At 71.0% G+C, this 24271-nt stretch carries 27 protein-coding genes; 24 read left to right on the top strand and 3 right to left on the bottom strand.

What is annotated here, in order from left to right; all coding sequences use genetic code 11:
• Position 1: 1 nt before the first annotated feature.
• From VGE38_RS02025 to VGE38_RS02090, 14 genes are all read left to right on the top strand, one after another.
• Positions 2–682, top strand: a complete 681-nt coding sequence (locus VGE38_RS02025) for an L-threonylcarbamoyladenylate synthase (RefSeq protein ID WP_331140856.1) — start codon at positions 2–4, stop codon at positions 680–682.
• Positions 683–687: 5 nt separating this feature from the next.
• The gene (locus VGE38_RS02030; RefSeq protein WP_331140857.1) at positions 688–1806 is read left to right on the top strand and encodes an MraY family glycosyltransferase; all 1119 of its coding nucleotides are present in this window, start codon (positions 688–690) and stop codon (positions 1804–1806) included.
• A 133-nt stretch (positions 1807–1939) separates the two neighbouring features.
• Complete coding sequence (locus VGE38_RS02035; RefSeq protein ID WP_331140858.1) at positions 1940–2428, top strand: hypothetical protein; 489 nt, start codon at positions 1940–1942, stop codon at positions 2426–2428.
• Positions 2429–2458: 30 nt separating this feature from the next.
• Positions 2459–2713 (top strand): AtpZ/AtpI family protein, encoded by a 255-nt coding sequence (locus VGE38_RS02040; protein WP_331140859.1) that lies wholly within the window; start codon positions 2459–2461, stop codon positions 2711–2713.
• 43 nt (positions 2714–2756) lie between these two features.
• On the top strand, positions 2757–3551 hold the full coding sequence (gene atpB / locus VGE38_RS02045) for a F0F1 ATP synthase subunit A (RefSeq protein WP_331140860.1): 795 nt from the start codon (positions 2757–2759) through the stop codon (positions 3549–3551).
• Positions 3552–3681: 130 nt separating this feature from the next.
• Positions 3682–3891 (top strand): ATP synthase F0 subunit C, encoded by a 210-nt coding sequence (atpE, locus tag VGE38_RS02050; RefSeq protein WP_331140861.1) that lies wholly within the window; start codon positions 3682–3684, stop codon positions 3889–3891.
• Positions 3892–3926: 35 nt separating this feature from the next.
• Positions 3927–4460 (top strand): F0F1 ATP synthase subunit B, encoded by a 534-nt coding sequence (locus tag VGE38_RS02055; RefSeq protein WP_331140862.1) that lies wholly within the window; start codon positions 3927–3929, stop codon positions 4458–4460.
• Positions 4460–5281: a F0F1 ATP synthase subunit delta gene (locus VGE38_RS02060; RefSeq protein ID WP_331140863.1), complete on the top strand. Its 822-nt coding sequence runs from the start codon at positions 4460–4462 to the stop codon at positions 5279–5281. The genes VGE38_RS02055 and VGE38_RS02060 overlap by 1 nt, the downstream gene beginning before the upstream one ends.
• 48 nt (positions 5282–5329) lie before the next feature.
• Positions 5330–6970, top strand: a complete 1641-nt coding sequence (gene atpA / locus VGE38_RS02065; protein ID WP_331140864.1) for a F0F1 ATP synthase subunit alpha — start codon at positions 5330–5332, stop codon at positions 6968–6970.
• Between the two features lie 12 nt (positions 6971–6982).
• Positions 6983–7897: a F0F1 ATP synthase subunit gamma gene (locus VGE38_RS02070; protein WP_331140865.1), complete on the top strand. Its 915-nt coding sequence runs from the start codon at positions 6983–6985 to the stop codon at positions 7895–7897.
• Between the two features lie 30 nt (positions 7898–7927).
• Entirely contained in the window at positions 7928–9385 is a 1458-nt protein-coding gene (gene atpD / locus VGE38_RS02075) for a F0F1 ATP synthase subunit beta (protein WP_331140866.1), read from the top strand.
• Between the two features lie 8 nt (positions 9386–9393).
• Positions 9394–9786, top strand: coding sequence for a F0F1 ATP synthase subunit epsilon (locus VGE38_RS02080; protein ID WP_331140867.1), 393 nt, complete (start codon positions 9394–9396; stop codon positions 9784–9786).
• A 40-nt stretch (positions 9787–9826) separates the two neighbouring features.
• Positions 9827–10270, top strand: a complete 444-nt coding sequence (locus tag VGE38_RS02085; protein WP_331140868.1) for a DUF2550 domain-containing protein — start codon at positions 9827–9829, stop codon at positions 10268–10270.
• 64 nt (positions 10271–10334) lie between these two features.
• On the top strand, positions 10335–11522 hold the full coding sequence (locus VGE38_RS02090; protein WP_331140869.1) for an MFS transporter: 1188 nt from the start codon (positions 10335–10337) through the stop codon (positions 11520–11522).
• A gap of 56 nt (positions 11523–11578) precedes the next feature.
• Here the strand turns inward: VGE38_RS02090 and VGE38_RS02095 are convergent, their stop codons facing one another.
• Positions 11579–12541 carry a lytic transglycosylase domain-containing protein gene (locus VGE38_RS02095; RefSeq protein ID WP_331140870.1) on the bottom strand — a complete coding sequence of 321 codons (963 nt, stop codon included), beginning with the start codon at positions 12539–12541 and terminating at the stop codon, positions 11579–11581.
• 106 nt (positions 12542–12647) lie between these two features.
• A complete protein-coding gene (locus VGE38_RS02100) occupies positions 12648–13226 on the bottom strand; it encodes a cob(I)yrinic acid a,c-diamide adenosyltransferase (protein WP_331140871.1) in 579 nt (192 codons plus the stop codon).
• 208 nt (positions 13227–13434) lie between these two features.
• Here VGE38_RS02100 and VGE38_RS02105 point away from each other — a divergent pair, with 208 nt between their 5' ends.
• The 6 genes from VGE38_RS02105 (at position 13435) to VGE38_RS02130 (ending at position 18813) form a co-directional block, all read left to right on the top strand.
• Positions 13435–13740 carry an STAS domain-containing protein gene (locus VGE38_RS02105; RefSeq protein ID WP_331140872.1) on the top strand — a complete coding sequence of 102 codons (306 nt, stop codon included), beginning with the start codon at positions 13435–13437 and terminating at the stop codon, positions 13738–13740.
• A gap of 82 nt (positions 13741–13822) precedes the next feature.
• Positions 13823–15823 carry an ethylmalonyl-CoA mutase gene (locus VGE38_RS02110; protein ID WP_331140873.1) on the top strand — a complete coding sequence of 667 codons (2001 nt, stop codon included), beginning with the start codon at positions 13823–13825 and terminating at the stop codon, positions 15821–15823.
• Between the two features lie 150 nt (positions 15824–15973).
• Positions 15974–16156: a hypothetical protein gene (locus VGE38_RS02115; protein ID WP_331140874.1), complete on the top strand. Its 183-nt coding sequence runs from the start codon at positions 15974–15976 to the stop codon at positions 16154–16156.
• A 29-nt stretch (positions 16157–16185) separates the two neighbouring features.
• The gene (locus tag VGE38_RS02120) at positions 16186–16710 is read left to right on the top strand and encodes a ferritin (protein ID WP_331140875.1); all 525 of its coding nucleotides are present in this window, start codon (positions 16186–16188) and stop codon (positions 16708–16710) included.
• A 51-nt stretch (positions 16711–16761) separates the two neighbouring features.
• On the top strand, positions 16762–17436 hold the full coding sequence (locus VGE38_RS02125; RefSeq protein ID WP_331140876.1) for a LysE family translocator: 675 nt from the start codon (positions 16762–16764) through the stop codon (positions 17434–17436).
• A 153-nt stretch (positions 17437–17589) separates the two neighbouring features.
• The gene (locus tag VGE38_RS02130; protein ID WP_331140877.1) at positions 17590–18813 is read left to right on the top strand and encodes an MFS transporter; all 1224 of its coding nucleotides are present in this window, start codon (positions 17590–17592) and stop codon (positions 18811–18813) included.
• A 27-nt stretch (positions 18814–18840) separates the two neighbouring features.
• Here the strand turns inward: VGE38_RS02130 and nucS are convergent, their stop codons facing one another.
• Positions 18841–19539, bottom strand: a complete 699-nt coding sequence (gene nucS, locus VGE38_RS02135; protein WP_331140878.1) for an endonuclease NucS — start codon at positions 19537–19539, stop codon at positions 18841–18843.
• Between the two features lie 107 nt (positions 19540–19646).
• On the opposite strand from nucS, the gene VGE38_RS02140 reads away from it, so the two are divergent.
• The 4 genes from VGE38_RS02140 (at position 19647) to VGE38_RS02155 (ending at position 24259) form a co-directional block, all read left to right on the top strand.
• Positions 19647–20816 carry a 3-hydroxyacyl-CoA dehydrogenase NAD-binding domain-containing protein gene (locus VGE38_RS02140; RefSeq protein ID WP_331140879.1) on the top strand — a complete coding sequence of 390 codons (1170 nt, stop codon included), beginning with the start codon at positions 19647–19649 and terminating at the stop codon, positions 20814–20816.
• Positions 20817–20916: 100 nt separating this feature from the next.
• Entirely contained in the window at positions 20917–22401 is a 1485-nt protein-coding gene (locus VGE38_RS02145) for an MFS transporter (protein WP_331140880.1), read from the top strand.
• A gap of 51 nt (positions 22402–22452) precedes the next feature.
• Positions 22453–23421 (top strand): helix-turn-helix transcriptional regulator, encoded by a 969-nt coding sequence (locus VGE38_RS02150; protein WP_331140881.1) that lies wholly within the window; start codon positions 22453–22455, stop codon positions 23419–23421.
• A 31-nt stretch (positions 23422–23452) separates the two neighbouring features.
• The gene (locus VGE38_RS02155; RefSeq protein WP_331140882.1) at positions 23453–24259 is read left to right on the top strand and encodes a hypothetical protein; all 807 of its coding nucleotides are present in this window, start codon (positions 23453–23455) and stop codon (positions 24257–24259) included.
• Positions 24260–24271 lie beyond the last annotated feature (12 nt).

The raw sequence follows: 24271 nt of genomic DNA on the forward strand, positions 1-24271 counted from the left end.
TGTGAGTGAGCGCTTCCCGACCGGGACCGAGGAGGAGGTCACCGCCGCCGTCGAGGCAGCCGCTGCCGCCGTACGACGTGGTGAGCTGGTCGTGATCCCGACCGACACCGTGTACGGCGTCGGCGCCGACGCGTTCGACCCCGCGGCCGTGCAGTCCCTGCTCGACGCGAAGGGCCGCGGCCGCGAGATGCCGCCGCCGGTGCTGGTCGCCTCCGCCGACACGCTCGACGCCCTGGCGGTGCGCGTGCCGGACTGGGCCCGCGCCCTCGTCGCTGAGTTCTGGCCTGGTGCGTTGACGCTGGTCTGCCACCAGCAGGCCTCGCTGCAGTGGGACCTGGGGGAGACCCGCGGCACCGTGGCGGTCCGGGTGCCCGACCATCCCGTCGCCCGCGCCATCCTCGAGCGGACCGGCCCGCTCGCGGTCAGCTCGGCCAACCTGACCGGCCTGCCGGCCGCCCTGGACGCCGACGAGGCCGAGCGGATGCTCGGCGCCTCGGTGGCGGTCGTCGTCGACGCCGGCGCGGCCGGGGGTGCCGAGCCGTCCACGATCATCGACGCCACCGGCGTCCGGCCGCGCGTGCTGCGGTCGGGTGCGTTGTCGGTGGCGCGGGTCAACGCCGTGCTCTCTGCCTTCGACCTCGCGGTGCCCGACGACGGCCCCAACGACGACCCCGAGGGCTGAGCCCGGTGCGTGCCTACGTCCTGGTGTTCCTCATCGCGGGCGCGATGACCTATCTGCTGACCGTGATCGCCCGCGAGGTCGCCCTGCGCACCGGCGCGGTGGCGCGGGTCCGGGACCGGGACGTCCACGACCAGCCGATCCCGTACATGGGCGGGGTGGCGATGCTCGGCGGGCTCTGGGCGGCGTATCTCGTCGCCCGACAGCTGCCGTTCCTGGCCGACGGCTCGCCGCTCGTGCTGCGGGACGCAGGGGTCGTCCTGGTCGCCGGGACGATGATCTGCATGGTGGGGGTGCTCGACGACCTCTTCGAGCTCGACGCGCTCACCAAGCTGGGTGCGCAGGTGCTGGCCACGGCGTTCCTCATCGCCTTCCAGATCCAGTACTGGTTCATCAGCCTCCCCGGCGGCCGCCAGTTCTCCCTCGACGCGGCCCAGGGTGCCCTGCTGACGGGATTCGTCGTCGTGGCCACCGTCAACGCGGTCAACTTCGTCGACGGCCTCGACGGGTTGGCGGCCGGCGTCGTCGGTATCGGCGCGGCCGCGTTCTTCGTGTTCTGCTACGGCCTGACCCGCATCAACGACGTCGAGCGCGGCACCACCGCGGCGCTGCTCAGCGCCGCGCTGGCGGGCGCCTGCGCCGGCTTCCTGGTGCACAACTGGCACCCGGCGCGGCTGTTCATGGGCGACAGCGGCTCGATGCTGATCGGCCTGGTCCTCTCGGCCAGCGCGGTGAGCCTCTCGGGGCAGTTCGACGCGGGGCAGCTGACGCAGGGGGCCGCGGGCTCCTCGGCCAGCCTGCTGCCGACGCTGCTGCCGATCGTGCTGCCGCTGACCATCCTCATCGTGCCCATCGCGGACCTGGTCCTGGCCGTCGTACGCCGCACCCGAGCCGGCCGCTCACCCTTCTCGCCGGACAAGCAGCACCTGCACCACCGGCTGCTCGAGATCGGCCACTCCCAGCGCCGTGCGGTCCTCATCATGTGGCTGTGGGCCGGTCTGATCGCGTTCGGCTCGGTGGTGATCAGCCTCTACTCCGGTGCCTGGGTCTGGGGCATGCTCGCGGCGATGGCGGTGCTGACGCTGGCGCTGACCTTCCTCCTCCCGAAGGTCCGCCAGCCGGTCTGAGGCCGGCCGCGCGGCCTTGATCGTTCCATTTCGGCACCGCGACACCCTTGTGATAGTTTTCACGAGCGTTCGCGTTAGCCTGGCTGACGCCGCGAGACCCGCCGATTGTCCCCTCCAGAGAACGGCCGCCGAGATGACGACCGAGTCGAAGCAGGTACGCCCCGTCAGCGGCGTCCCGACGCTTCTCGGCGCCGCAGGCTGCTGTGCTGGGGCGGCCGTCGTCCTCGCCGTCGCGGGGGCGGTCGCCTCCGGTGCGGGGGCCGCCGGTGCGGGCTTCGCCGGCGCCGCCATCGTGCTGGCCCTGTTCGCCTGGGGCGCGCTGGTCGTGGATATGGTCGCCACCGTCCTGCCCTCGGCCACCCTGATCACCGCACTCGTGACCTACGGCGCACAGATCGCGACCACGGGACTCGTGCTCGCCTGGGTCGGTCGCAGCGGTGCCTTCCTCGACGACCGGGGCTGGCTGGCGGCCGGTGTGGTGACCGGTGTGCTGGTGTGGGTGACGGCGCAGATCGTGCTGACGGTACGGCGTCGGATCCCCGTCTACGACCTCCCGCTGAGCCCGTCCCCGGACCCGTCCGCGGGCCGCCCCTCCCAGCCTGCGAGGGCGGTGGAGCGATGACGGTTCACGGCTGCTACAGTCCGGGGCGCGATGGCAGAGGAACAGCCGCCGAAGGCGAGCGGACCGGGCAAGGCTCCGGTGCGCGACCCCTGGCAGGCGTTCAGTCACCTCGTCGCCGGAGTCTTGTTCTACGGCCTGGTGGGATTCGGGCTGGATCGCTGGCTCGGCACGAGGTTCCTGGTGGTGGTGGGGATCCTCGTCGGGGCGGTCCTCGGCCTGTACCTCACCTGGAAGCAGCTGCCGCGCGAACCCGACGACGAGCCGCCGAAGCAGCCGCCGGCATGACCCGAACGAACGTTACGCAGATGCAGAAGACGCAGGAGGCAGAGTGAATTTCGCCGGAGCCATGATCCGCGCCGACGAGTTCCACGCGCCGGGGCCGGGCAGCTTCGAGCTGCCGCCGGTGTTCGAGCTGGGTTCGTTCGGCGTCACGAAGCCGATGCTCCTGCTGGTCCTCTCGGCCCTGGTCGTCGTCGGCTTCAGCTGGCTGGCCGCCCGCCGCGCCGCCGTGGTGCCGGGCCGCCTGCAGTTCGCCGGCGAGTCGGTCTACAACTTCGTGCGTGGCCTGGCCCGCGACAACATCGGCAGCGACCACTTCATGAAGTTCGTGCCGTACCTGTTCTCGCTGTTCCTGTTCATCTTGATGAACAACTACTACGGCCTGATCCCGTTCCTGCAGTTCCCCTCGTTCTCCCGCATCGGCTTCGTGATCCCGTTGGCGATCCTGTCGTGGCTGATCTACATCGGCGCCGGCATGTGGGCCCACCACGGTCCGCTGCGCTACCTCAAGCACCAGACGGTGCCGGGCGGCATCAAGGGTCCGATCCTGCTGCTCCTGGTCCCGCTGGAGTTCTTCTCCAACCTGCTGGTCCGGCCGGTCACGCTGACGCTGCGTCTGTTCGGCAACATGTTCGCCGGCCACCTCCTGCTGATCCTCTTCGCCACCGGCGGTGCCGCGCTGCTGAGCAGCGGCAACGCCCTGTACGGCGGCGTGGGCGTCCTCGCGTTCGTGCTCGGCATCGGCGTCAGCTTCCTCGAGATGCTGGTGATGTTCCTGCAGGCCTACGTGTTCACGCTGCTCAGCACCATGTACATCGGCGAGGCGATCGCCGAGGAGCACTGAGCCGGGCCCCGGCCCGCTCGGTCCGACAAGCGCAGCACCCCAGCACCACCCGCAGTACCGCACAGACCGCACTCTGAAGTAAGCACACCAGCGACGTCGCAACGACCGTCGTGCAACGAAAGGAAAAGCCGTGGAAGGCTCCCTCAACATGATCGGCCTCGGCCTCGCCGCGATCGGCCCCGGTGTCGGCATCGGCCTCATCTTCGCTGCCTTCATCAGCGGCGTCGCCCGTCAGCCCGAGGCCCAGAGCCGGCTGCAGTCGATCGCCATCCTCGGCTTCGTTCTGGCCGAGGCGCTCTACATCATCACCCTGGCCCTCGCCTTCGTCCTGCCGATCTGACCCGGTCGGTCCACGACACTCCGGATAGGTAGCTCATGAACACAGCAGCTGTTCTGGCGGCCGAGGAGGCTCACAACCCACTGATCCCAGTGGTGTCGGAGCTCATCCTCGGGGCCATCGTCTTCCTCATCGTGCTGGTCGCGGTGTGGAAGTTCGTCGTGCCGAACTTCGAGAAGGCGTACGCCGAGCGCACCGCCGCGATCGAGGGTGGGCTCAGCGCCGCGGAGACCAAGCAGGCCGAGGCCGACGCCAAGCTCGCCGAGCTCGAGCAGCAGCTCGCCGACGCCCGGCACGAGGCTGCCCGTATCCGCGAGGAGGCTCGCGAGCAGGGCGCCCAGATCGTCGCCGAGATGCGCGAGCAGGCGACGGCCGAGTCGGCGCGCATCGTCGAGCACGGCAAGGCCCAGATCGAGGCCGAGCGCCAGCAGGCGGTCACCTCGCTCCGTGCCGAGGTCGGCGCGCTCGCGACCGGTCTCGCCGGCCGGATCGTCGGCGAGAGCCTCGACGACGAGGCTCGCCAGAGCCGGGTGGTCGAGCGCTTCCTCGCCGACCTGGAGGCGAGCAACTGATGGACGTGCGTGGTGCGTCGGCCGAGGCTGTCGCCGCCCTCACCGACGAGCTGACGACCCGGGTGGGCCCGGGCGCCGGCTCGCCGGAGGCGGCGGCCGCCGTGGCCGACTCCCTGTACTCGATCGCGCAGACCCTGCGCGCCGAGGCGGCGCTACGGCGGTTCGTCACGGACGGCTCCGTGCCGGCCGAGGCCAAGGTCGGCGTGGTCCGCGACGTGCTCGGCACCAAGGCCGACGCCGTGGCGATCGACGTGGTCGCCTCCGCCGTCTCGCGGCGCTGGACGTCGGCCAAGGACCTGGCCGAGGCCCTCGAGCACCTCAGCGAGGTGGCCGCGGTCCGCTCGGCCGGTGAGGACGCCGGCCGGCTGGCCGACGAGCTCTTCGCCCTGGGCGGCGTCGTCCAGGAGAACCCGGCGCTGCGCGACGCGCTCTCCGACCCGGCCCGTTCGCTGGAGGACAAGGGCGCGCTGCTCGAGTCCCTGCTCGGCGGCAAGGCCCTCCCGGCGACGATCACCCTCGCCAAGCAGGCACTGGGCGGCACCTACCGCACCGTGTCCGCGGCGCTGGAGGAGTACACCAAGGTCGCCGCCTCGGTCCGCGACGAGAACGTCGCGACCGTGCGCGTCGCCCAGCCCCTCACCGACGCCGAGCAGCGCCGTCTCGGCGAGGCGCTCGCCCGGCAGTACGGCCGCCAGGTCCACCTCAACATCGTGGTCGACCCGGCTGTCCTCGGCGGCATCAAGGTGGAGATCGGTGACGACGTCATCGACGGCACCGTGGCCAGCCGCCTCGACGAGGCCCGCCGCCTGTTGGCCGGCTGACCACCCGACGTACAGACTTTCGTAGAGACCGAAGAGAGAAGGCACCCAATGACGGAGCTGACCATCCGTCCGGAGGAGATCCGCGACGCGCTGCAGAAGTACGTCGCCGAGTACCAGCCCGAGACGGCCGCCCGCGAGGAGGTCGGCACGGTTGCGCAGACCGCCGACGGCATCGCCCGCGTCAGCGGACTGCCCTCGGCGATGGCCAACGAGCTGCTGGAGTTCGAGGACGGCACGCTGGGCCTCGCGCTGAACCTCGACACCCGCGAGATCGGTGTCGTCATCCTCGGTGACTTCGACAAGATCGAGGAGGGCCAGACGGTCCGCCGTACTGGCGAGGTGCTCTCCGTGCCCGTGGGCGACGGCTACCTCGGCCGGGTCGTCGACCCGCTCGGCAACCCGATCGACGGCCTCGGCGAGGTCGCCACCACCGGCCGCCGTGCGTTGGAGCTGCAGGCTCCGGGCGTCATGGCCCGCAAGTCGGTGCACGAGCCGCTCGCGACCGGCATCAAGGCGATCGACGCCATGACCCCCATCGGTCGTGGCCAGCGCCAGCTCATCATCGGCGACCGCGCCACCGGCAAGACCACGGTGGCCATCGACACGATCATCAACCAGAAGCAGAACTGGGAGACGGGCGACCCGTCCAAGCAGGTCCGCTGCATCTACGTCGCCATCGGTCAGAAGGGCTCCACCATCGCCTCGGTGCGCGGTGCCCTCGAGGCCGCCGGCGCGCTGGAGTACACCACCATCGTCGCGGCCCCGGCCTCCGACAGCGCGGGCTTCAAGTACCTCGCGCCCTACACCGGCTCGGCCATCGGCCAGCAGTGGATGTACGACGGCAAGCACGTCCTCATCGTGTTCGACGACCTGACCAAGCAGGCCGAGGCCTACCGCGCTGTGTCGCTGCTGCTGCGCCGCCCGCCGGGCCGCGAGGCCTACCCGGGTGACGTCTTCTACCTGCACAGCCGGCTGCTCGAGCGCTGCGCGAAGCTGTCCGACGAGCTGGGCGCGGGCTCGATGACCGGTCTGCCGATCATCGAGACCAAGGCCAACGACGTCTCGGCGTTCATCCCGACCAACGTCATCTCGATCACCGACGGTCAGATCTTCCTGCAGTCGGACCTGTTCGCGGCCAACCAGCGCCCGGCCATCGACGTCGGTGTCTCCGTCTCCCGTGTCGGCGGCGCCGCGATGACCAAGGCGATGAAGGCCGTCACCGGCTCGCTCAAGGTCGACCTCGCGCAGTACCGCGCGATGGAGGCGTTCGCCATGTTCGCCTCCGACCTCGACGCAGCGTCCAAGCAGCAGCTGGCCCGCGGCCAGCGCCTGATGGCGCTGCTCAAGCAGCCGGCCTACTCGCCCTACCCGGTCGAGGAGATGACGGTCTCGCTGTGGCTGGGCACGTCCGGCCGGCTCGACCGCGTCCCCGTCGTCGACGTGCTGAAGTTCGAGCACGAGTTCCTCGACTACCTGCGCCGCACCGAGTCCGGGATCCTCTCCGGCATCCGTGAGTCGCTGAAGTTCGAGGACTCCACCGCGACCGCGCTCGAGGCTGCCTACGACGCCTTCCTCGACCAGTTCGAGACCTCCGAGGGCGAGTCGGTCAAGCCCGGCAGCGCCAAGGCCGAGGCGCTGGCGGACGAGGACGTCGAGCAGGAGCAGATCGTCAAGCAGAAGCGGGCCTGAGGTACTAGTCGCATGGCTGTCTCATTGCGCGAGTACCGCGCGCGGATCAAGTCGACGGAGTCGATGAAGAAGATCACGCGCGCCATGGAGCTCATTGCTGCGTCCCGCATCATCAAGGCGCAGCAGCGGGCGCAGGCCGCCGCGCCGTACGCCCGTGAGCTCACCCGTGCGGTCTCGGCCGTGGCGACGTACTCCAACGTCGACCACGCCCTGACCACCGAGCCGGAGAACCCCACCAAGGCCGCGGTGCTCGTGATCGCGAGCGACCGCGGCCTGGCGGGGGCCTACTCCTCGAGCGTGCTGCGTGAGGCCGAGGGCCTGGTGGAGAAGCTCCGTGCCGAGGGCAAGGACGTCGACCTGTACGTCTCCGGCCGCAAGGCGGAGGCCTACTACAAGTTCCGCGGGCGCCCCGTGGTGCAGGCCTGGACGGGTCACTCCGACCAGCCGTCGTACGACGTGGCGCGTGAGATCGGGGACACCCTGATCGAGACGTTCCTGCGGGACGAGGACGCCGACGGCGCCGTGCACGAGGTGCACCTGGTCTACACCCGCTTCGTCTCGATGCTGACGCAGAAGCCGACCGCTGTCCGGCTGCTGCCGCTCGAGGTGGTGGAGGGTGTCGAGGCTCCGGCCGACACCGACGTGCTGCCGCTCTACGAGTTCGAGCCCAGCGCCGAGGCGGTGCTGGACGGACTGCTTCCGCGCTACGTCCAGAGCCGCATCTGGTTCGCGCTCCTGCAGGCCGCCGCGTCCGAGCTCGCGGCCCGTCAGAAGGCGATGAAGTCGGCCACCGACAACGCGCAGGAGCTCATCAAGAAGTTCACGCGGATCGCCAACCAGGCGCGTCAGGCCGGCATCACCCAGGAAATCAGCGAGATCGTCGGTGGCGTCAACGCGCTGGCTGACGCCAACGCTGGCAACGACTGAGAACCCACTCGATACAAGGAAACCGAAATCATGACTGCAACGGTTGACGAGACCCTGAACCAGAACTCGGGGGCGACCACCGGTCGCATCGCCCGCGTGATCGGCCCGGTCGTCGACGTGGAGTTCCCCGTCGACGCCATGCCGGAGATCTACAACAAGCTCGAGGCGGAGGTGACCCTCGACGGCGAGACCTCGGTCCTGCCGCTGGAGGTGGCCCAGCACCTCGGCGACGGCGTCGTCCGCGCCATCTCGCTCAAGCCCACCGACGGTCTGGTCCGCGGCCAGTCGGTCACCGACACCGGCGCGCCGATCACCGTTCCGGTCGGCGACGTGACCCTCGGCCACGTCTTCAACGCGACCGGTGACGTCCTCAACCTCGAGGACGGCGAGAAGCTCGAGATCAACGAGCGGTGGGGCATCCACCGCAAGGCGCCGGCCTTCGACCAGCTCGAGTCCAAGACCCAGATGTTCGAGACCGGCATCAAGGTCATCGACCTGCTGACGCCGTACGTCACGGGCGGCAAGATCGGCCTGTTCGGTGGTGCGGGTGTCGGCAAGACCGTCCTCATCCAGGAGATGATCGCCCGCGTCGCCAAGAACCACGGCGGTGTGTCGGTGTTCGCCGGTGTCGGCGAGCGCACCCGTGAGGGCAACGACCTCATCCACGAGATGAAGGACGCCGGCGTCTTCGACAAGGTCGCCCTGGTCTTCGGCCAGATGGACGAGCCGCCGGGCACGCGTCTGCGCGTCGCGCTCTCCGCGCTGACGATGGCGGAGTACTTCCGCGACGTCCAGAACCAGGACGTGCTGCTGTTCATCGACAACATCTTCCGGTTCACTCAGGCGGGCTCGGAGGTCTCGACGCTGCTCGGCCGGATGCCGTCCGCCGTCGGCTACCAGCCGAACCTCGCCGACGAGATGGGCATCCTGCAGGAGCGCATCACCTCGACCCGGGGTCGCTCCATCACCTCGATGCAGGCGATCTACGTCCCGGCCGACGACTACACCGACCCGGCTCCGGCGACCACCTTCGCCCACCTCGACGCCACCACCGAGCTGTCGCGTGAGATCGCCTCGCTCGGCATCTACCCGGCCGTCGACCCGCTGACCTCGACCTCGCGGATCCTGGACCCGCAGTACATCGGTCAGGCTCACTACGACTGCGCGATCCGCATCAAGCAGATCCTGCAGCGCAACAAGGAGCTGCAGGACATCATCGCCATCCTCGGTGTCGACGAGCTGTCGGAGGAGGACAAGACCATCGTGTCGCGTGCTCGCCGCATCCAGCGCTTCCTGTCGCAGAACACCTACGTGGCCAAGCAGTTCACCGGCATCGAGGGCTCGACCGTCCCGGTGGCCGACACCATCGAGGCGTTCAACAAGATCGCCGACGGTGAGTACGACCACGTGGCCGAGCAGGCGTTCTTCATGTGCGGTGGCCTCGACGACGTCGAGCGCAACTGGGCCGAGATCCAGAAGAACCTCTGAGGCCGACGATGGCTGAGAACCTGCAGGTGGAGCTCGTCGCGGCCGACCGTACGGTCTGGTCGGGCGAGGCCACCATGGTGATCGCTCGCACCGTCGAGGGTGACGTGGGTGTGCTGCGTGGCCACGCGCCGATGCTCTCCCTGCTGACCGACGCCGTCGTGGAGATCAACGCCGTGGACGGCCCCGTCGTCGTCGCGACGGCGGACGGCGGCTTCCTCTCGGTCGCGAACGACCGGGTGTCGATCCTGTCCGAGCACGTGCTGCTCGCCGACGAGATCAACATCGAGGCGGCGCGCGTGGAGCTGGAGGCCGCTCGCGGCATGCTCGGGACCGACGACGACGCGGAGCTCCGGATCCGGCGTGCCGAGGCACGCATCCGCGCCGTCGAGAAGGCCTCCTGAGGCTCCTGGGACACGACGAGCGCTCAGGGCAAGGGGAGGAATGACGATCTGGGAGCTCGTGCTCGACGTCGTCGGTGTGCTCCTGGTCCTGCTCGTCTGCTACTTCCTCGGGCTGGTCGTCCGCCGTCGCCTCATCGGACGCGACGGCGGCACGTTCGAGCTCAGCCACCGCGTCCGGGCCGGAAGGCCCGGACGCGGCTGGCTTCTCGGGATCGGGCGCTACTCCGGCGAGACGCTGGAGTGGTTCCGCTTCTTCTCCATCTCGCCTCGGCCCCGCCGGCGCTGGGAGCGCCGCCGGATGTCCTACGTCAGCAGTCACGAGCCGGACGGCGTGGAGCGGATGTCGCTCTACGCCGACCACGTCGTCGTGATCTGCGAGTACGCCGGCCAGCGCATCGAGCTCGCCATGGCCGAGTCGTCGCTGACCGGCTTCCAGGCGTGGCTGGAGTCGCGCCCCCCGGGCACCGACTGGTCGCGCCGCTGACCGCGGCGGGGCGGGCGCGCCTTCCGATTGGCGCGCAACCGTTTGCACGCGGTGGGATTGGATCGTGCCAAGCCGTCTCTCCACCTCGACCGACCCGACGGCTCGTACCGCGCGCAACGCCGTCGGCGCCTCGTTCGCCCTCAACGGCCTGATCTTCGCCACGCTGGTCTCCCGGCTGCCCGACATCCGGCACGATCTCGGGCTCAGCAACACGATGCTCGGCGTGCTGCTGTTCGCCGGCTCCGCCGGCTCGATGCTCGCCCTGCCGATCAGCGGCCGGGTGATCGAGCGGATCTCGCCGGCGCCCACGGTCCGCCTCGGCACCGCCATGGTGACCCTCGGACTGCTGACGCTGGCGATCGGCGCCACGGCCGTCGACGTCTTCGCGGTGGCGCTTGCCGGCAACCTGGTCTACGGCATGGGCGTCTCGCTGTGGGACGTCGCCATGAACCTCGAGGGAGCCGAGGTGGAGCGCCGCCTGGGTCGCACGATCATGCCGCGGTTCCACGCCGGCTGGAGCATCGGGTCGATCGCCGGCAGCGCGCTGGGGATCCCCATGGCCGCCCTGCACGTCCCGGTCGTGCTCCACTGCCTGGTCGTCCTCCTGGTCGCCGCGGGGCTGACCGTCCACGGCTCCCGCAGCTTCTTGCCGGTCGAGCCGAAGGTGGAGGAGCCCACGGCGCGCGTCTCGGCCTGGCGTGAGCCGCGCACGCTCATGATCGGCGTCCTGGTGCTCTGCTTCGCGATCGTCGAGGGGTCGGCGAACGACTGGCTCTCCTTGGCGATCATCGACGGCTACGACACCCCGCACTGGGTGGGTGTCGCCGGCTTCTCCGGGTTCGTCATCGCGATGACCGTCGGTCGGCTGCTCGCCCCGTTCGCGCTGGACCGGGTCGGTCGGGCGCCGATGCTCTGGGCCTCGGCCGCTGCCTCCGCCGTCGGCGTGCTCGTCGCGGTGTACGGCGGCTCGCTGCCCGTCATGTTCGCCGGCATCGTGCTGTGGGGACTCGGCTCCGCGCTCGGCTTCCCGGTCGGCATCAGCGCCGCCGCCGACGACCCGGCGCGGGCCGCGGCGCGGGTCTCGGTCGTCGCCTCGGTGGCCTACACCGCGTTCTTTGTCGGACCGCCCCTGCTCGGCATGCTCGGCGACCGGGTCGGCACCCTCCAGGCGCTGACGGTCGTCGCACTGCTCATGGTGCCGGCGGCGTTCGCGGTGTTGGCCGCGCGTCCGCCACGGACGGCGTCCCGGTAGCCGGTCGCGCGGCTCGACCTCCTCAGTGGGTCCTTCCGTGCGGCCTCAGTGCGTCCTCAGTGCGTCGCCGCGCTGAGCAGGCGGTCGGGGTGTTGGCGCAGGTAGGTCCGGACCGGCAGCGAGCGCCGCTGCGCGTAGCCCTCGGGCAGCCAGACGTCGCCGCGCCGCGAGAGGTAGACGACCTGCCAGTCGTAGAGAGCGTGGAACGTGTGCGGCTGCCGGCGCAGGATCTCCGCGTACGCCTTCACGCCGCGGACGTACGCGGGGTGGTTGTTGTAGCGGAACAGCGCGTTGTCGATCCGCCCGCGTCCGCCGCCGTTGTGGGCCAGGTAGCGCGCCGCCGCCAGGATCGCGTCGTGCGGATCGTCGATGTCGCCCCGGCCGAACGCCCGCCATGTCGCGGGCATGAACTGCATCGGCCCGCGAGCACCGGCGACCGACGTGCCGCGGATACGGCCCATGCCGGTCTCCACGAGGTTCACCGCGGCGAGCACCTGCCACGGCACGCCGAAGCGACGCTGCCCCTCGCGGTAGAAGCGCATCAGGTCCGCCGCCGGCGCGGGCGTGACGATCCGCCAGGCCGGCAGCGTGGTCGACAGGCTCCGGTGCATCGAGCGGAACGCCACCCGGGCGCGCACGTGGGCGGCAGCGACGGGACGCAGCGGGCCGAGGGCGCGCAGCACGCCCGGACGCCAACCGGGCCGACGCGCGAGCTGGCGGTAGAGCACCTGGGTCGCGAAGGCCGCGTCCGCGCGCGCATTCCGGTCGGCGGCCGGGTCGCCGAGCAGCGTCTCAGCGGCGAGCAGGCGCTGCGCCAGCTCGGGTGCGGCGACCGCCGGCCGGGCGGGCGTGGGGAGCGGCCGGGATGCCGGTGCCGGGGACGCGGTGCGCTCCTCGGCGACGACCACCGCCGTCGGGGAGGGCCGCGGCGCCGCCTGCTCGCCTGCCGACGAGCAACCGGCCACAACGACGGCGGTCGCGGCGAGAGCGGTCAGGGTGCGGACAGGCCGCGCGAGCATGGGATCTCCGAGAAGGTGGACGTCACGCCGGTCGGCGTACGCCCTCCACGCTAACCCGGCGAACCGTCGCTGGCGGCTATGGCGGCTCGCGGGCTCCGTTCGTTCCTCACTCCGCCCGCTCGCCTCCGGGGACCCACAGCACGTCGCCCTCCTCCCTGTTCGCGTGGCGCGCCAGGATGAACAACAGGTCCGAGAGCCGGTTGAGGTACTTGATGGCCAGCACGTTCATCGTCTCGCCGTGCACCTCGTAGGCCGCCCACGCGGCGCGCTCCGCCCGCCGCGCGACGGTGCGGGCGACGTGGAGGTACGCGGCGCCGAGGGTGCCGCCGTTGAGGATGAACGAGCGCAGGTTCGGCAGCGCCTCGTTGTATTCGTCGCACCACCGCTCCAGCCGGTCGACGTAGTCCTGCTCGACCCGCAGCGGGGGATAGGCCGGGTCGGGGACGACCGGGGTGGAGAAGTCCGCGCCGACGTCGAAGAGGTCGTTCTGCACCCGGATGAGCACCGTGGCGACGTCCGGCTCCAACGAGCCGCCGGCCAGCGCCACACCGATGCAGGCGTTGGCCTCGTCGACGTGGGCGTACGCCTCGAGCCGCAGGTCGGTCTTGGTCGTCTCGCTCATGTCGCCGAGCCGAGTCGTGCCGGCGTCGCCGGTGCGCGTGTAGATGCGGGTGAGGTTGACCATGCACCGAGCCTAGGACCGCGCCGCCGTGGCCGGCAGCGGCGTCCACCCCGTCGACGCCAGAGATTTCCGACCTCCCGTGCAACCGAACGCGCCGCCCGAGCGTCATAGGGGTGAGTGACCTGGATCGCGTGGGGTACAGGCCACCTCCCGGGACGGACCCGGGTGCGGCCTTCAGCAGCTGCGGCCTGCAGGGAGAAGTGGAGGACCGATGGAGCTCATCACCGACGGCTCGACCGTCCGGCTGACCGGCGACTTCGACGTGCGCAGCACCTGGGAGGCGCGGATCGCCATCTACAGCCTCCTGGAGCAGTACGACGAGGTCGTCGTCGATCTCAGCGGCGTCACCACCGCCGATGTCACCGCGCTCAAGGTGCTCGCCGCCGCCACCCGCCGCTCCGCCGTGCAGGGCCAGCGCGTGACGCTGCGCGGTTGCGGCCCCGCCGTACGCCGCCTGCTGCACCTGTCCCGCCTCATGCGACTGGTCGAGGTGGAGCGGGCCGCCGCCTCGGCATGAGCGGCCCGGACGCCGCGAGTGTCGGATATTCCACACCCAACCCCGGTTACCAACCGGTAGGGAAGGCCCTAGTCTCGGCAGCATGAGCCAGCAGAAGGACCGCCCCTGGGTGATGCGCACGTACGCCGGCCACTCCACGGCCGAGGCGTCGAACGCGCTCTACCGCACTAACCTCGCCAAGGGCCAGACCGGCCTCTCGGTCGCCTTCGACCTGCCGACCCAGACCGGCTACGACCCCGACAGCCCGCTCGCCAAGGGCGAGGTCGGCAAGGTCGGGGTCCCGGTGCCGCACCTGGGGGAGATGCGCAAGCTCTTCGACCAGATCCCGCTCACCGGGATGAACACCTCGATGACGATCAACGCGACCGCCATGTGGCTGCTCGCGATGTACCAGGTCGTCGCCGAGGAGCAGAACCCGGAGCTCTCGCCGGAGGAGGTCGCCGCCCAGCTGGCCGGCACGACCCAGAACGACATCATCAAGGAGTACCTCTCCCGCGGGACCTACGTGTTCCCGCCGGAGCACTCGCTGCGGCTGATCAGCGACATGATCGCCTACACGGTCCACCAGATCCCGAAGTGGAACCCCATCAACATCTGCAGCTACCACCTGCAGGAGGCCGGCGCCACGCCGGTGCAGGAGCTGGCCTACAGCCTGTGCACCGCGATCGCCGTCCTCGACGCCGTCAAGGCCTCGGGCCAGGTCGACGAGGCGGACTTCGAGAAGGTCGTGGGCCGGATCTCGTTCTTCGTCAACGCCGGCGTGCGGTTCGTCGAGGAGATGTGCAAGATGCGCGCCTTCGTCGAGCTGTGGGACGAGATCACCCGCGAGCGCTACGGCGTCACCGACGAGAAGATGCGCCGGTTCCGCTACGGCGTCCAGGTCAACAGCCTCGGCCTGACCGAGGCGCAGCCGGAGAACAACGTCCAGCGCATCGTGCTGGAGATGCTGGCGGTCACCCTCTCGAAGAAGGCCCGTGCCCGCGCGGTGCAGCTGCCGGCCTGGAACGAGGCGCTCGGCCTGCCGCGACCGTGGGACCAGCAGTGGTCGCTGCGGCTGCAGCAGGTGCTCGCCTTCGAGTCCGACCTGCTCGAGTACGACGACATCTTCGACGGCTCGCCCGTCATCGAGGCCAAGGTCCGTGAGCTGGTCGAGGGCGCCAAGGCCGAGATCGACCGCGTCCAGGCGATGGGCGGGGCGATCGCCGCGGTCGAGTCCGGCTACATGAAGCAGGAGCTGGTCTCCTCCCACGCGCTGCGCCGCTCGCGGATCGAGTCCGGCGAGGAGGTCATCGTCGGCGTCAACAAGTTCGAGACGACCGAGCCCTCCCCGCTGACCGCCGACCTCGACGCCGCGATCATGGTGGCCGACCCGCTGGCGGAGCAGGCGGCGCTCGACTCGGTCAGCGCCTGGAAGGCGCAGCGCGACGAGACCGAGGTGACCGAGGCGCTGGCCGCTCTGGCGGCGGCGGCGAAGACCGACCAGAACCTGATGATCCCCACGCTCGCGGCGGCCCGCGCCGGCGCGACCACGGGGGAGTGGGCGCAGACGCTGCGTGAGGTGTTCGGTGAGTTCCGCGCCCCGACCGGGGTCTCGGGTGCGGTCGGCGTCGCCGAGGCGGGCGCCGAGCTGGCGGCCGTGCGCGATCGCGTGAAGGCGACGGGCGAGGACCTCGGCGGCCGGCTGCGGGTCCTGATCGGCAAGCCCGGCCTCGACGGACACTCCAACGGGGCCGAGCAGATCGCCGTACGTGCCCGCGACGCCGGCTTCGAGGTGATCTACCAGGGCATCCGGCTCACGCCCCAGCAGATCGTCGCGGCCGCGGTGGCCGAGGACGTCCACCTCGTCGGCCTCTCCATCCTGTCCGGCTCGCACATGGAGCTCGTGCCCGACGTGCTCGACGGCCTCAAGGACGCGGGTCTGGGCGACGTGCCGGTCGTGGTCGGCGGCATCATCCCCGAGTCCGACGGCCGCCGGCTCAAGGAGCTGGGCGTGGCTGCCGTCTACACGCCGAAGGACTTCGGCCTGACCGAGATCATGGGCGGCTTCGTCGACGTGATCCGTCGGGCCAACAGCCTCGATTGAGGGTCCTGGGAGGACGTCATACGGTCCGGTCGCCGCAGGCGCCGGACCGTATGACCTCCGAACCCCGGCGGGCCACCGCGCCGGGGCGAAACCGGCCAGTGAGCGGTCTCACGTAGGTAAGGCTTACCTGCGTCGAGTACGGTGCTGGGTGTGGGGAAGAAGGTCAAGCTGCCGAAGACGGAATGCTGCGTCTCGAAGAAGCGGTGCGAGCGGTGTCCGATCCGGATGCTGAAGGAAGGCACGCTGCCGACGGGGTATACGGTCAAGAAGCGCAAGCTCGTGCGGCTCGACGGCAAGAAGGTCTCCAAGAAGAAGCTCGCCAAGGCCGCCTGACTCACCCCCATGACTCCGGAGGAGCCCCTGTGGTCGCCGACCGCTTCGTCCAGCAGCTCAACACCCAGATCGGCAACGAGCTGGCCTCCCACAACCAGTACCTCGCCTGTGCGGTCTACTACGACGCGCTGACGATGCCGCAGATGGCCGCCTTCTTCTACGCCCAGGCCGCCGAGGAGCGCGACCACGCGCTGATGATGGTCCAGTACCTCCTCGACACCGATGCGCCGGTCGCGATTGGCGCGCTGCCGGGCACCGTCTCCACCTTCGCCGACGTCGTCGAGCCCGTGGCGCTGGCGCTGGAGGCCGAGAAGAAGGTCACCGCCCAGATCAACGACCTCTACCGCATCGCCCGGGAGGAGATCGACTTCGCCTCCGAGCAGTTCATGGGCTGGTTCATCAAGGAGCAGGTCGAGGAGGTCGCCACGATGAGCGACCTGCTCGCGGTGGTCACCCGGAACAAGGACGCCATCGAGCAGATCGAGGAGTACGTCGCCCGCGAGCTCGGCGGCGACGACAGCGACCCGACCGCGCCCAAGATCGCCGGCGCCTGACGTCCCTGAAATCGACGTGCTCGCCGAGCGCACGACGGTCAGAATGAGGTCGTGCCCTCGACCAGCCAGCTGACCGCGTTCCTGGTCGCCTCCCTGCTGTTCATCCAGGTGCCGGGACCGAGTCTGCTGTTCACGATCGGCCGCGCGCTCACCGTCGGCCGGCGTGAGGCCCTGCTCTCGGTCGTGGGGAACGCGGTCGGGCTGCTGGCCCAGGTCGTCGCGGTCGCGCTCGGGCTGGGTGCGCTCGTGGCTGCGTCCGCGGCGGCCTTCACCGTGCTCAAGCTCGCCGGCGCCGCCTATGTCGTCTACCTCGGCGTCCAGGCGATCCGCAACCGGGGCGCCGCACGGCTCGCGCTCGAGGCGGCGGAGAAGCAGGCCGCCCAGGCCCCTGGAGACACGGCCGCCGGCCGGCGTACGTCGGCATGGGCGGCGGTGCGCACGGGCGTGATCGTGGGCGTCACCAACCCGAAGACGATCGTGTTCTTCGCCGCGTTCCTGCCGCAGTTCGTCGACACTGGCGCGCCGGCCGGGCCGCAGCTGCTGCTCCTCGGGCTCGTCTTCGCCTCGCTCGCCTGTGCGTCGGACGCGGTGTGGGCGCTGGCGGCGGCGCGGGCGCGGGCATGGTTCGCACGCGAGCCGCGTCGGCTCGACCACCTCGGTGCCGCCGGCGGCGTGATGATGGTCGGCCTCGGGGCCACGCTGGCCACCACCGGGGGATCGCACTGACCCGATGGCCCGTCCCGCGATGGGTGCGGACTAGCGGCCGGTGGTGGTGGATAGTCCGATCGGGCTATCGATTCGTTGCACCGAGTGCACTTTTCTTAGCGTCTCCGTCGCCTGGCGTGAGCGGTTCCGTCAGCACCACCCGACGGAGTCACCATGTCCAGCCCCTGGCGCTGCCTGCGCAGCCCCGATTTCGCCCTGTGGTCGGGCGCCCACCTCGTGTCCAACGTGGGCACCTGGATGCAGCTGGTCGCCCAGAGCCTGCTGGTCCTGCAGCTGACCGGCTCGCCGGCGCTGACCGGCCTCACCCTGTCGCTGCAGGCAGCGCCCGGGCTCCTGCTGGGCCTGGTGGGCGGCGCGGCCGTCGACGCGTGGCCGCGTCGGCTCACCGCGGGCGTGTGCCAGGCGCTGCTGGGCGGCATGGCGTTGCTGACGGCCGGCCTCGCGGCCGCCGACCTGCTCTCGGTCGGCGTCCTGATGTCGCTGGCGGTCCTCACCGGTGTCGTCAGCACGGTCGACGGCCCTGCGGTCGCCCTGCTCGGCGCGGAGCTCGTCCCGGAACGCGACGTGCCGAGCGCCATCGCCCTCGGCTCGCTGGCCACCAGCCTGGGACGCGTGCTCGGCACCGCCGCGGCCGGGCTGGCGATCGGAGCGGCCGGCATCCCGGCGGCGTACGTCGTCAACGGGCTGTCCTTCTTCGTCGTGGCCGCCGTGATCCCGTTCGTGCGCACCTGCCGCGCGCCGGTGCCGGCCCGGGAGCGGGTCTCGCCGATCGAGGGCCTGCGCGCGGGGTTCGGCTACCTGCTGTCCTCCCGGGCGCTGCTCGGCCTGCTGGTGGTCGGTGCCGTGACCGCGGTGCTGGGTCGCAACTACTCCCTCGCGTTCGCGACGCTCGTCACGGGTCCACTGCGCGGCGACGCCGCCGACTTCGGCCTGGTCTCCACCACGCTGGCCGTCGGCGCCGTCCTGGGGGCTCTCCTCGCCGCCCGCTTCGCTGCTGCGCGCGTCACCCAGGTCACCGCGCTGGCCATCGCCGGCGGCGCGTTGCAGGTGGTCGCCGCGCTCGCGGTGGGCATGCCGATGCTGCTGGTCGTGGCGCTGCCACTGTCCCTGGTCGAGTCGGTCCAGGACACCCTCACCGGCACGCTGCTGCAGACCCGGCCGCCCGCCCGGCTGCGGGGCGTCGTCTTCGGCGCGTGGCAGTCGGCGTGTGCGGGCTGGACGCTCATCGGCCCGCCGGCGCTGGGCTGGCTGCTGGGCGCGGCGGGCGCGCGGGCCGGCCTGGCGCTCGGCGGCGTGCTCATCGTCGCCGTGGTGCTGGCGATCCGGGCGCTGCACGTGCGGGTGCCGGCCCGCTCGACGCTCGTCCTCACCGCCTGACGGGTGCCGGGCGGGCACGGCCGGCCGTCAGAACAGCCGGTGCTCGGAGTCGTCGATGCCGCGCAGGGCGTCGTAGTCGACGACCGCGCACGTGATGCCGCGGTCGGTGGCGAGCACGCGCGCCTGGGGCTTGATCTCCTGGGCGGCGAAGATGCCGCGCACCGCGCCCTTCTCGGTGAGCAGCGGGTCGCGGTTGAGCAGCTCCAGGTAGCGGGTGAGCTGCTCCACGCCGTCGATCTCGCCGCGCCGCTTGATCTCGACGGCCACCGAGGCGCCCTCGCCGTCGCGGCACATCAGGTCGACCGGTCCGATGGCGGTCGGGAACTCCCGGCGTACCAGCCGTAGCCCGGGCGCCAGCGTCTCGGGGTTGTCGGCGAGCAGCTCCTGGAGGTGCCTCTCCACGCCGTCCTTCTGAAGACCGGGGTCCACCCCCAGCTCGTGGGAGGAGTCGTGGTGGACCTCCTGGAGCAGGATCCGGAGGGTGTCGGGGGCCGCGCCCTTGGCCGCCTTGGCCGTGACGGTCCACTCCAACGCGCCGTCCTCGGCGACGCTCTCCTGCAGCGTGCAGGGCGGAGACATCCAGTTGAGCGGCTTGTAGGAGCCGCCGTCGGAGTGCACGAGGACCGAGCCGTCGGCCTTGATCATCAGCACCCGGGTGGCCATCGGCAGGTGGGCGGTCAGCCGCCCGGCGTAGTCGACCTGACAGGTGGCAACGACGAGTCTCACGAGCGAGGAATCTACGTTACGTCCGTGCCCGGCACGGCCGCGACCGAGCGGGTGACCTGCGTCACTGGGGGGTTACTGACGGGTAGGACACCTGCCAGACTGCGGCCATGAGCGCGAGCAACGAGCAGATCTTCGAGACCCTGGTCTACCCGTACCTGAACCACGCCGTGCGGATGCTCGAGGCGGGCTACGCCTCGAAGGCGGACATCGACAACGCCATGCGGTTCGGCTGCGGCTACCCGAAGGGCCCGCTGACCGTGCTCGACGAGCTCGGCCCCGCCACCGTGCGCGACGCCCTGGCGGCCCGCCACGCCGCGACGGGGGACCACCTGCACCAGCCGGCCGGCCTGCTGGAGGAGGTCGCCGCCCAGGGCGGCAGCTTCGAGGCGCTGGGCGCTGGCAGCGTCCAGGCCGCTCCCGAGCTGCGCCACGACATCCGCACCGTCGGCGTGGTCGGCACCGGCACCATGGCCTCCGGCATCGCGCAGGTCTTCGCCCAGAGCGGCTACGACGTCGTCTTCGTCGGCCGCAGCGAGGACAAGCTCGCCGGCGTCACGTCCTACATCACCAAGAACCTCGACCGCGCCATCGCGCGCGGCAAGTCCGACGAGGCGACCAAGGCCGAGGTGCTCGCGCGGCTCACCGGCGCGACCACGCGCGAGGCGCTCGCGGACGTCGACATCGTCGTCGAGGCGATCGCCGAGGACCTCGCGATCAAGACCGAGCTCTTCGTCGACCTGGACCGGATCGTCAAGCAGGGGGCGATCCTCGCGACGACCACCTCGAGCCTGCCCATCACTGAGCTGGCCAAGGCGACCAGCCGTCCCGCCGACGTGATCGGGATGCACTTCTTCAACCCGGCGCCGGTCATGAAGCTCGTGGAGGTCGTGACCACGGAGTCCACCTCGCCCGAGGTCGACGAGACGGTCAAGGCGCTGTGCGCGCGCACCGGCAAGGTGGCGGTCTCGTGCGGTGACCGCGCCGGCTTCATCGTGAACTGCCTGCTGTTCCCCTACCTCAACGACGCGGTCCTGCTCGCCGAGGCCGGCGAGGAGCTCGGCACCATCGACGCGGCGATCAAGGAGACCGCCGGCTTCCCGATGGGCCCCTTCGAGCTGCTCGACGTGGTCGGCAACGACGTGTCGCTGGCCATCCAGCAGGAGCTCTACCGCGAGTTCGACGAGCCGGGCTTCGCGCCGGCCGCCACCCTGGTGGCCAAGGTCGACGCGGGCGAGCTCGGTCGCAAGACCAAGAAGGGCTTCCACGACTACAGCTGAGCGTTCGCTCACGCTCGCTCGCCGCTGTCCGAGGGAACACCCGGCGAGCGGTTGTGGCCCCCGCGCTCTGCGGGGGCCACTTCTGGTTACCGGCGACGCCATGAGCGTGGAGACAGGTCGCATCACCACTGACATCCCGGCGAGGCTGGACCGGCTGCCCTGGGCTCGCTGGCACTGGCTGGTCGTCCTCGGACTGGGCACGGTCTGGATCCTGGACGGCCTCGAGGTCACGATCGTCGGGTCCATGTCCGAGGCCCTCAAGCCGGGCGACACCGGCCTCGGGATGAGCAACTTCGACATCGGCGTCGCCGGGGCGGCGTACGTCGCCGGCGCCTGCCTGGGCGCGCTCTTCTTCGGGCAGCTCACCGACCGGTTCGGCCGCAAGAAGCTGTTCCTGATCACCCTGGCCGTCTACACGGTCGCCACCGTGCTGACGGCGTTCGCGCCGAGCCCGATGTGGTACTTCGCGTGCCGCTTCCTCACCGGCTGTGGCATCGGAGGGGAGTACGCCGCGATCAACTCCGCCATCGACGAGCTGATCCCCGCGAAGTACCGCGGCCGCGTCGACGTCGCGATCAACGGCTCGTTCTGGATCGGCGCCGCGGGCGGCTCCCTGTTGACGATCCCGCTGCTCGACCCGACCTTCGTGGACCCGTCGTGGGGCTGGCGGGCGGCGTTCGCGCTCGGCGCCATCCTGGCGATCGGCATCCTCGTCGTACGGCGGCACGTGCCCGAGTCGCCCCGCTGGCTGTTCATCCACGGCCACGAGGACGCCGCCGAGCGGATCGTGCGCGACATCGAGCGCACGGTCGAGGAGGAGACCGGCCGGCCGCTCGAGGCGCCGGGGGAGTCGATCACCATCCGGCAGCGCCGGACCATCGGGATCGCGACCATCGCGCACACGGCGTTCGCGCTCTACCCCCGGCGTACGATCCTGTGCTTCTCGCTCTTCGTGGGCCAGGCGTTCCTCTATAACGCCTTCTTCTTCACCTATGGCGACACGCTTACGACCTTCCTCGGCGTCGAGCAGACCGGTTGGTACCTGGCGGTCTTCGCGGCGAGCAACTTCGTCGGCGCGCTGCTGCTCAGCCCGCTCTTCGACGTTCTCGGGCGCGTGCGCATGATCGCCGGCACCTACCTGCTGTCCGGCGTGCTCCTCGCGGTCGCCGGGATGATGCTGGGGGACCTGACGGCCGTGACGCTGACGCTGTTCGGCGCCGTCATCTTCTTCTTCGCCTCCGCCGGTGCGAGCGCGGCCTACCTCACCGCCAGCGAGATCTTCCCGATGGAGACCCGGGCGCTGTGCATCGCGTTCTTCTACGCGATCGGCACGGCGGCCGGCGGCATCAGCGGGCCGCTCTTCTTCGGCTGGCTCATCGAGCGGGCCTCGGACAGCGGCGACATCAGCCGGATCGCAATCGGGTACTTCGTGGGCGCCGCGCTGATGGTCGCCGGCGGAATCGTGGAGATCCTGCTCGGCGTCAAGGCGGAGCGCAGGTCGCTGGAGAGCATCGCGAAGCCGCTGACCGTCGAGGATGCCGAGGAGCCGGACTCGACCCTTCCCCCGACTCCCCAGCGCGCCTAACGTCCTGGCCGGCGGACAGGTCCTGTCCGCTTTGCGTGACAGGCTGCGCGCATGACGGAGATGGGGACGACGGAGCGGGTGCTGCGGCTGCTCGCCCTGCTGCAGCAGCGGCCGGTGTGGACGGGACCCGAGTTGGCCGAGCGGCTCGGCGTCACCACGCGCAGCATCCGGCGCGACGTCGAGCGGCTGCGAGCGCTGGGCTACCCCGTCAACGCCGCGCAGGGCGTCGGTGGTGGCTACCAGCTCGGTGCCGGCAAGGCGCTGCCGCCGCTGCTGCTCGACGACGAGGAGGCCATCGCCACGGCGGTGTCGCTGCGCCTGGCGGCCGGTGGCACGGTCGCCGGGGCGAGTGAGGCGGCGGTGCGCACTCTCGCGAAGCTCGACCAGGTGCTGCCGGCCCGGCTGCGGGCCGAGGTGCGGGCCCTGCACGACGCGATCGCGACCCTGGAGGGCGCGCGGATCGAGGTCGACGCCGACGCGCTGCTGACGCTCGCGCGGGCGTGCCGTGACCAGGTGCGGGTCGAGTGCGGGTACGCCGACCGCGACGGCACCGAGACGGAGCGCCGGATCGAGCCCTACCGGCTCGTCGCGACCGGCCGCCGGTGGTACCTGCTGGCCTTCGACCTCGATCGCGACGACTGGCGCACCTTCCGGCTCGACCGGGTCCACAGCCTGCGCGTCACCACCTGGCGCTTCCGGCCGCGGGAGCATCCGGACCCGGTCGACTTCGTGCAGCGAGCGATCACGACGGCGCCGTACCCGCACCGCGCCCGGGTGCTGCTGCGGGCGCCTGCCGCGACGGTCCGCGCCTGGATGCCCGCCACGGTCGGCACCGTCGAGCCGGTCGACGACGGGAGCTGCGTGCTGAGCGTCGGCGGCACCGACGAGCACGAGCTCGCGCTGCGCGTCGGGATGCTGGGCGTCGACTTCGAGGTGCTGGAGCCGGCCTCGCTGCGCAGCCAGATGGCGACGATCGCGGAGCGCTTCGCCCGGGCTGCGCGGGACCCGGACGTCCGCTGACCGCGCTTCGCCCACCGCGTAGGCTCGGGTCATGGAAGGCCTCCTCGTCCTGCTCCTCATCATGGCGGCGATCGCCGTCGTGGTGGTCGTGAGCAACCGCAGCAAGAAGGCCCAGCGCGAGCGCGCCGCCGCCGAGCTCGAGCCCGTCAAGAGGCTCGCCTTCGAGGACGTGACCGCCTTCGGCGAGGAGCTCCAGCGTCTCGACAGCGAGCTCGCCGGGACCGAGCTCGACGAGGGCGCCCGGGCCGACTACCAGCGCGCCCTCGACGCGTACGAGGCGGCGAAGTCCGCCGGGGACGCGATGACCGGTCCCGACGACATCACCCACGTCACCCGCATCGTCGACGACGGCCGCTACGCCGTCGCGTGCGTCCGTGCCCGGGTCGCCGGTGAGCCGCTGCCGACCCGGCGTCCGCCGTGCTTCTTCGACCCGCGCCACGGTCTCTCGGTCACCGACGTGATGTGGGCACCGCCCGGCGGCACGCCCCGCGACGTGCCGGCCTGTGCTCTGGACGCCGAGCGGGTCAGCGTCGGCGCCGACCCCGACGTGCGCCAGGTGATGGTCGGGCCGCGGCGCGAGCCGTACTGGCAGGGCGGGCCGGCGATGGCGCCGTACGCCGCGGGCTACTTCGCGTCGTACGCCGTCATGAACTGGATGATGATGGGCATGATGTTCGGCGCGCTCGGTGGCTTCGACGGCTTCGGCGAGGGCGACGTGGGTGCGGACGCCGGTGGCGACTACGGCGGCGAGGCGGCCGGCGACGGCGGGGGCGACTGGGGCGGCGGCGGCGACTGGGGCGGCGGGGACTTCGGTGGCGGCGACTTCGGCGGGTTCTGACCCGCACTGCCG

It is taken from the genome of Nocardioides sp., from assembly GCF_036405735.1.
Classification (GTDB): Bacteria; Actinomycetota; Actinomycetes; order Propionibacteriales; family Nocardioidaceae; genus Nocardioides.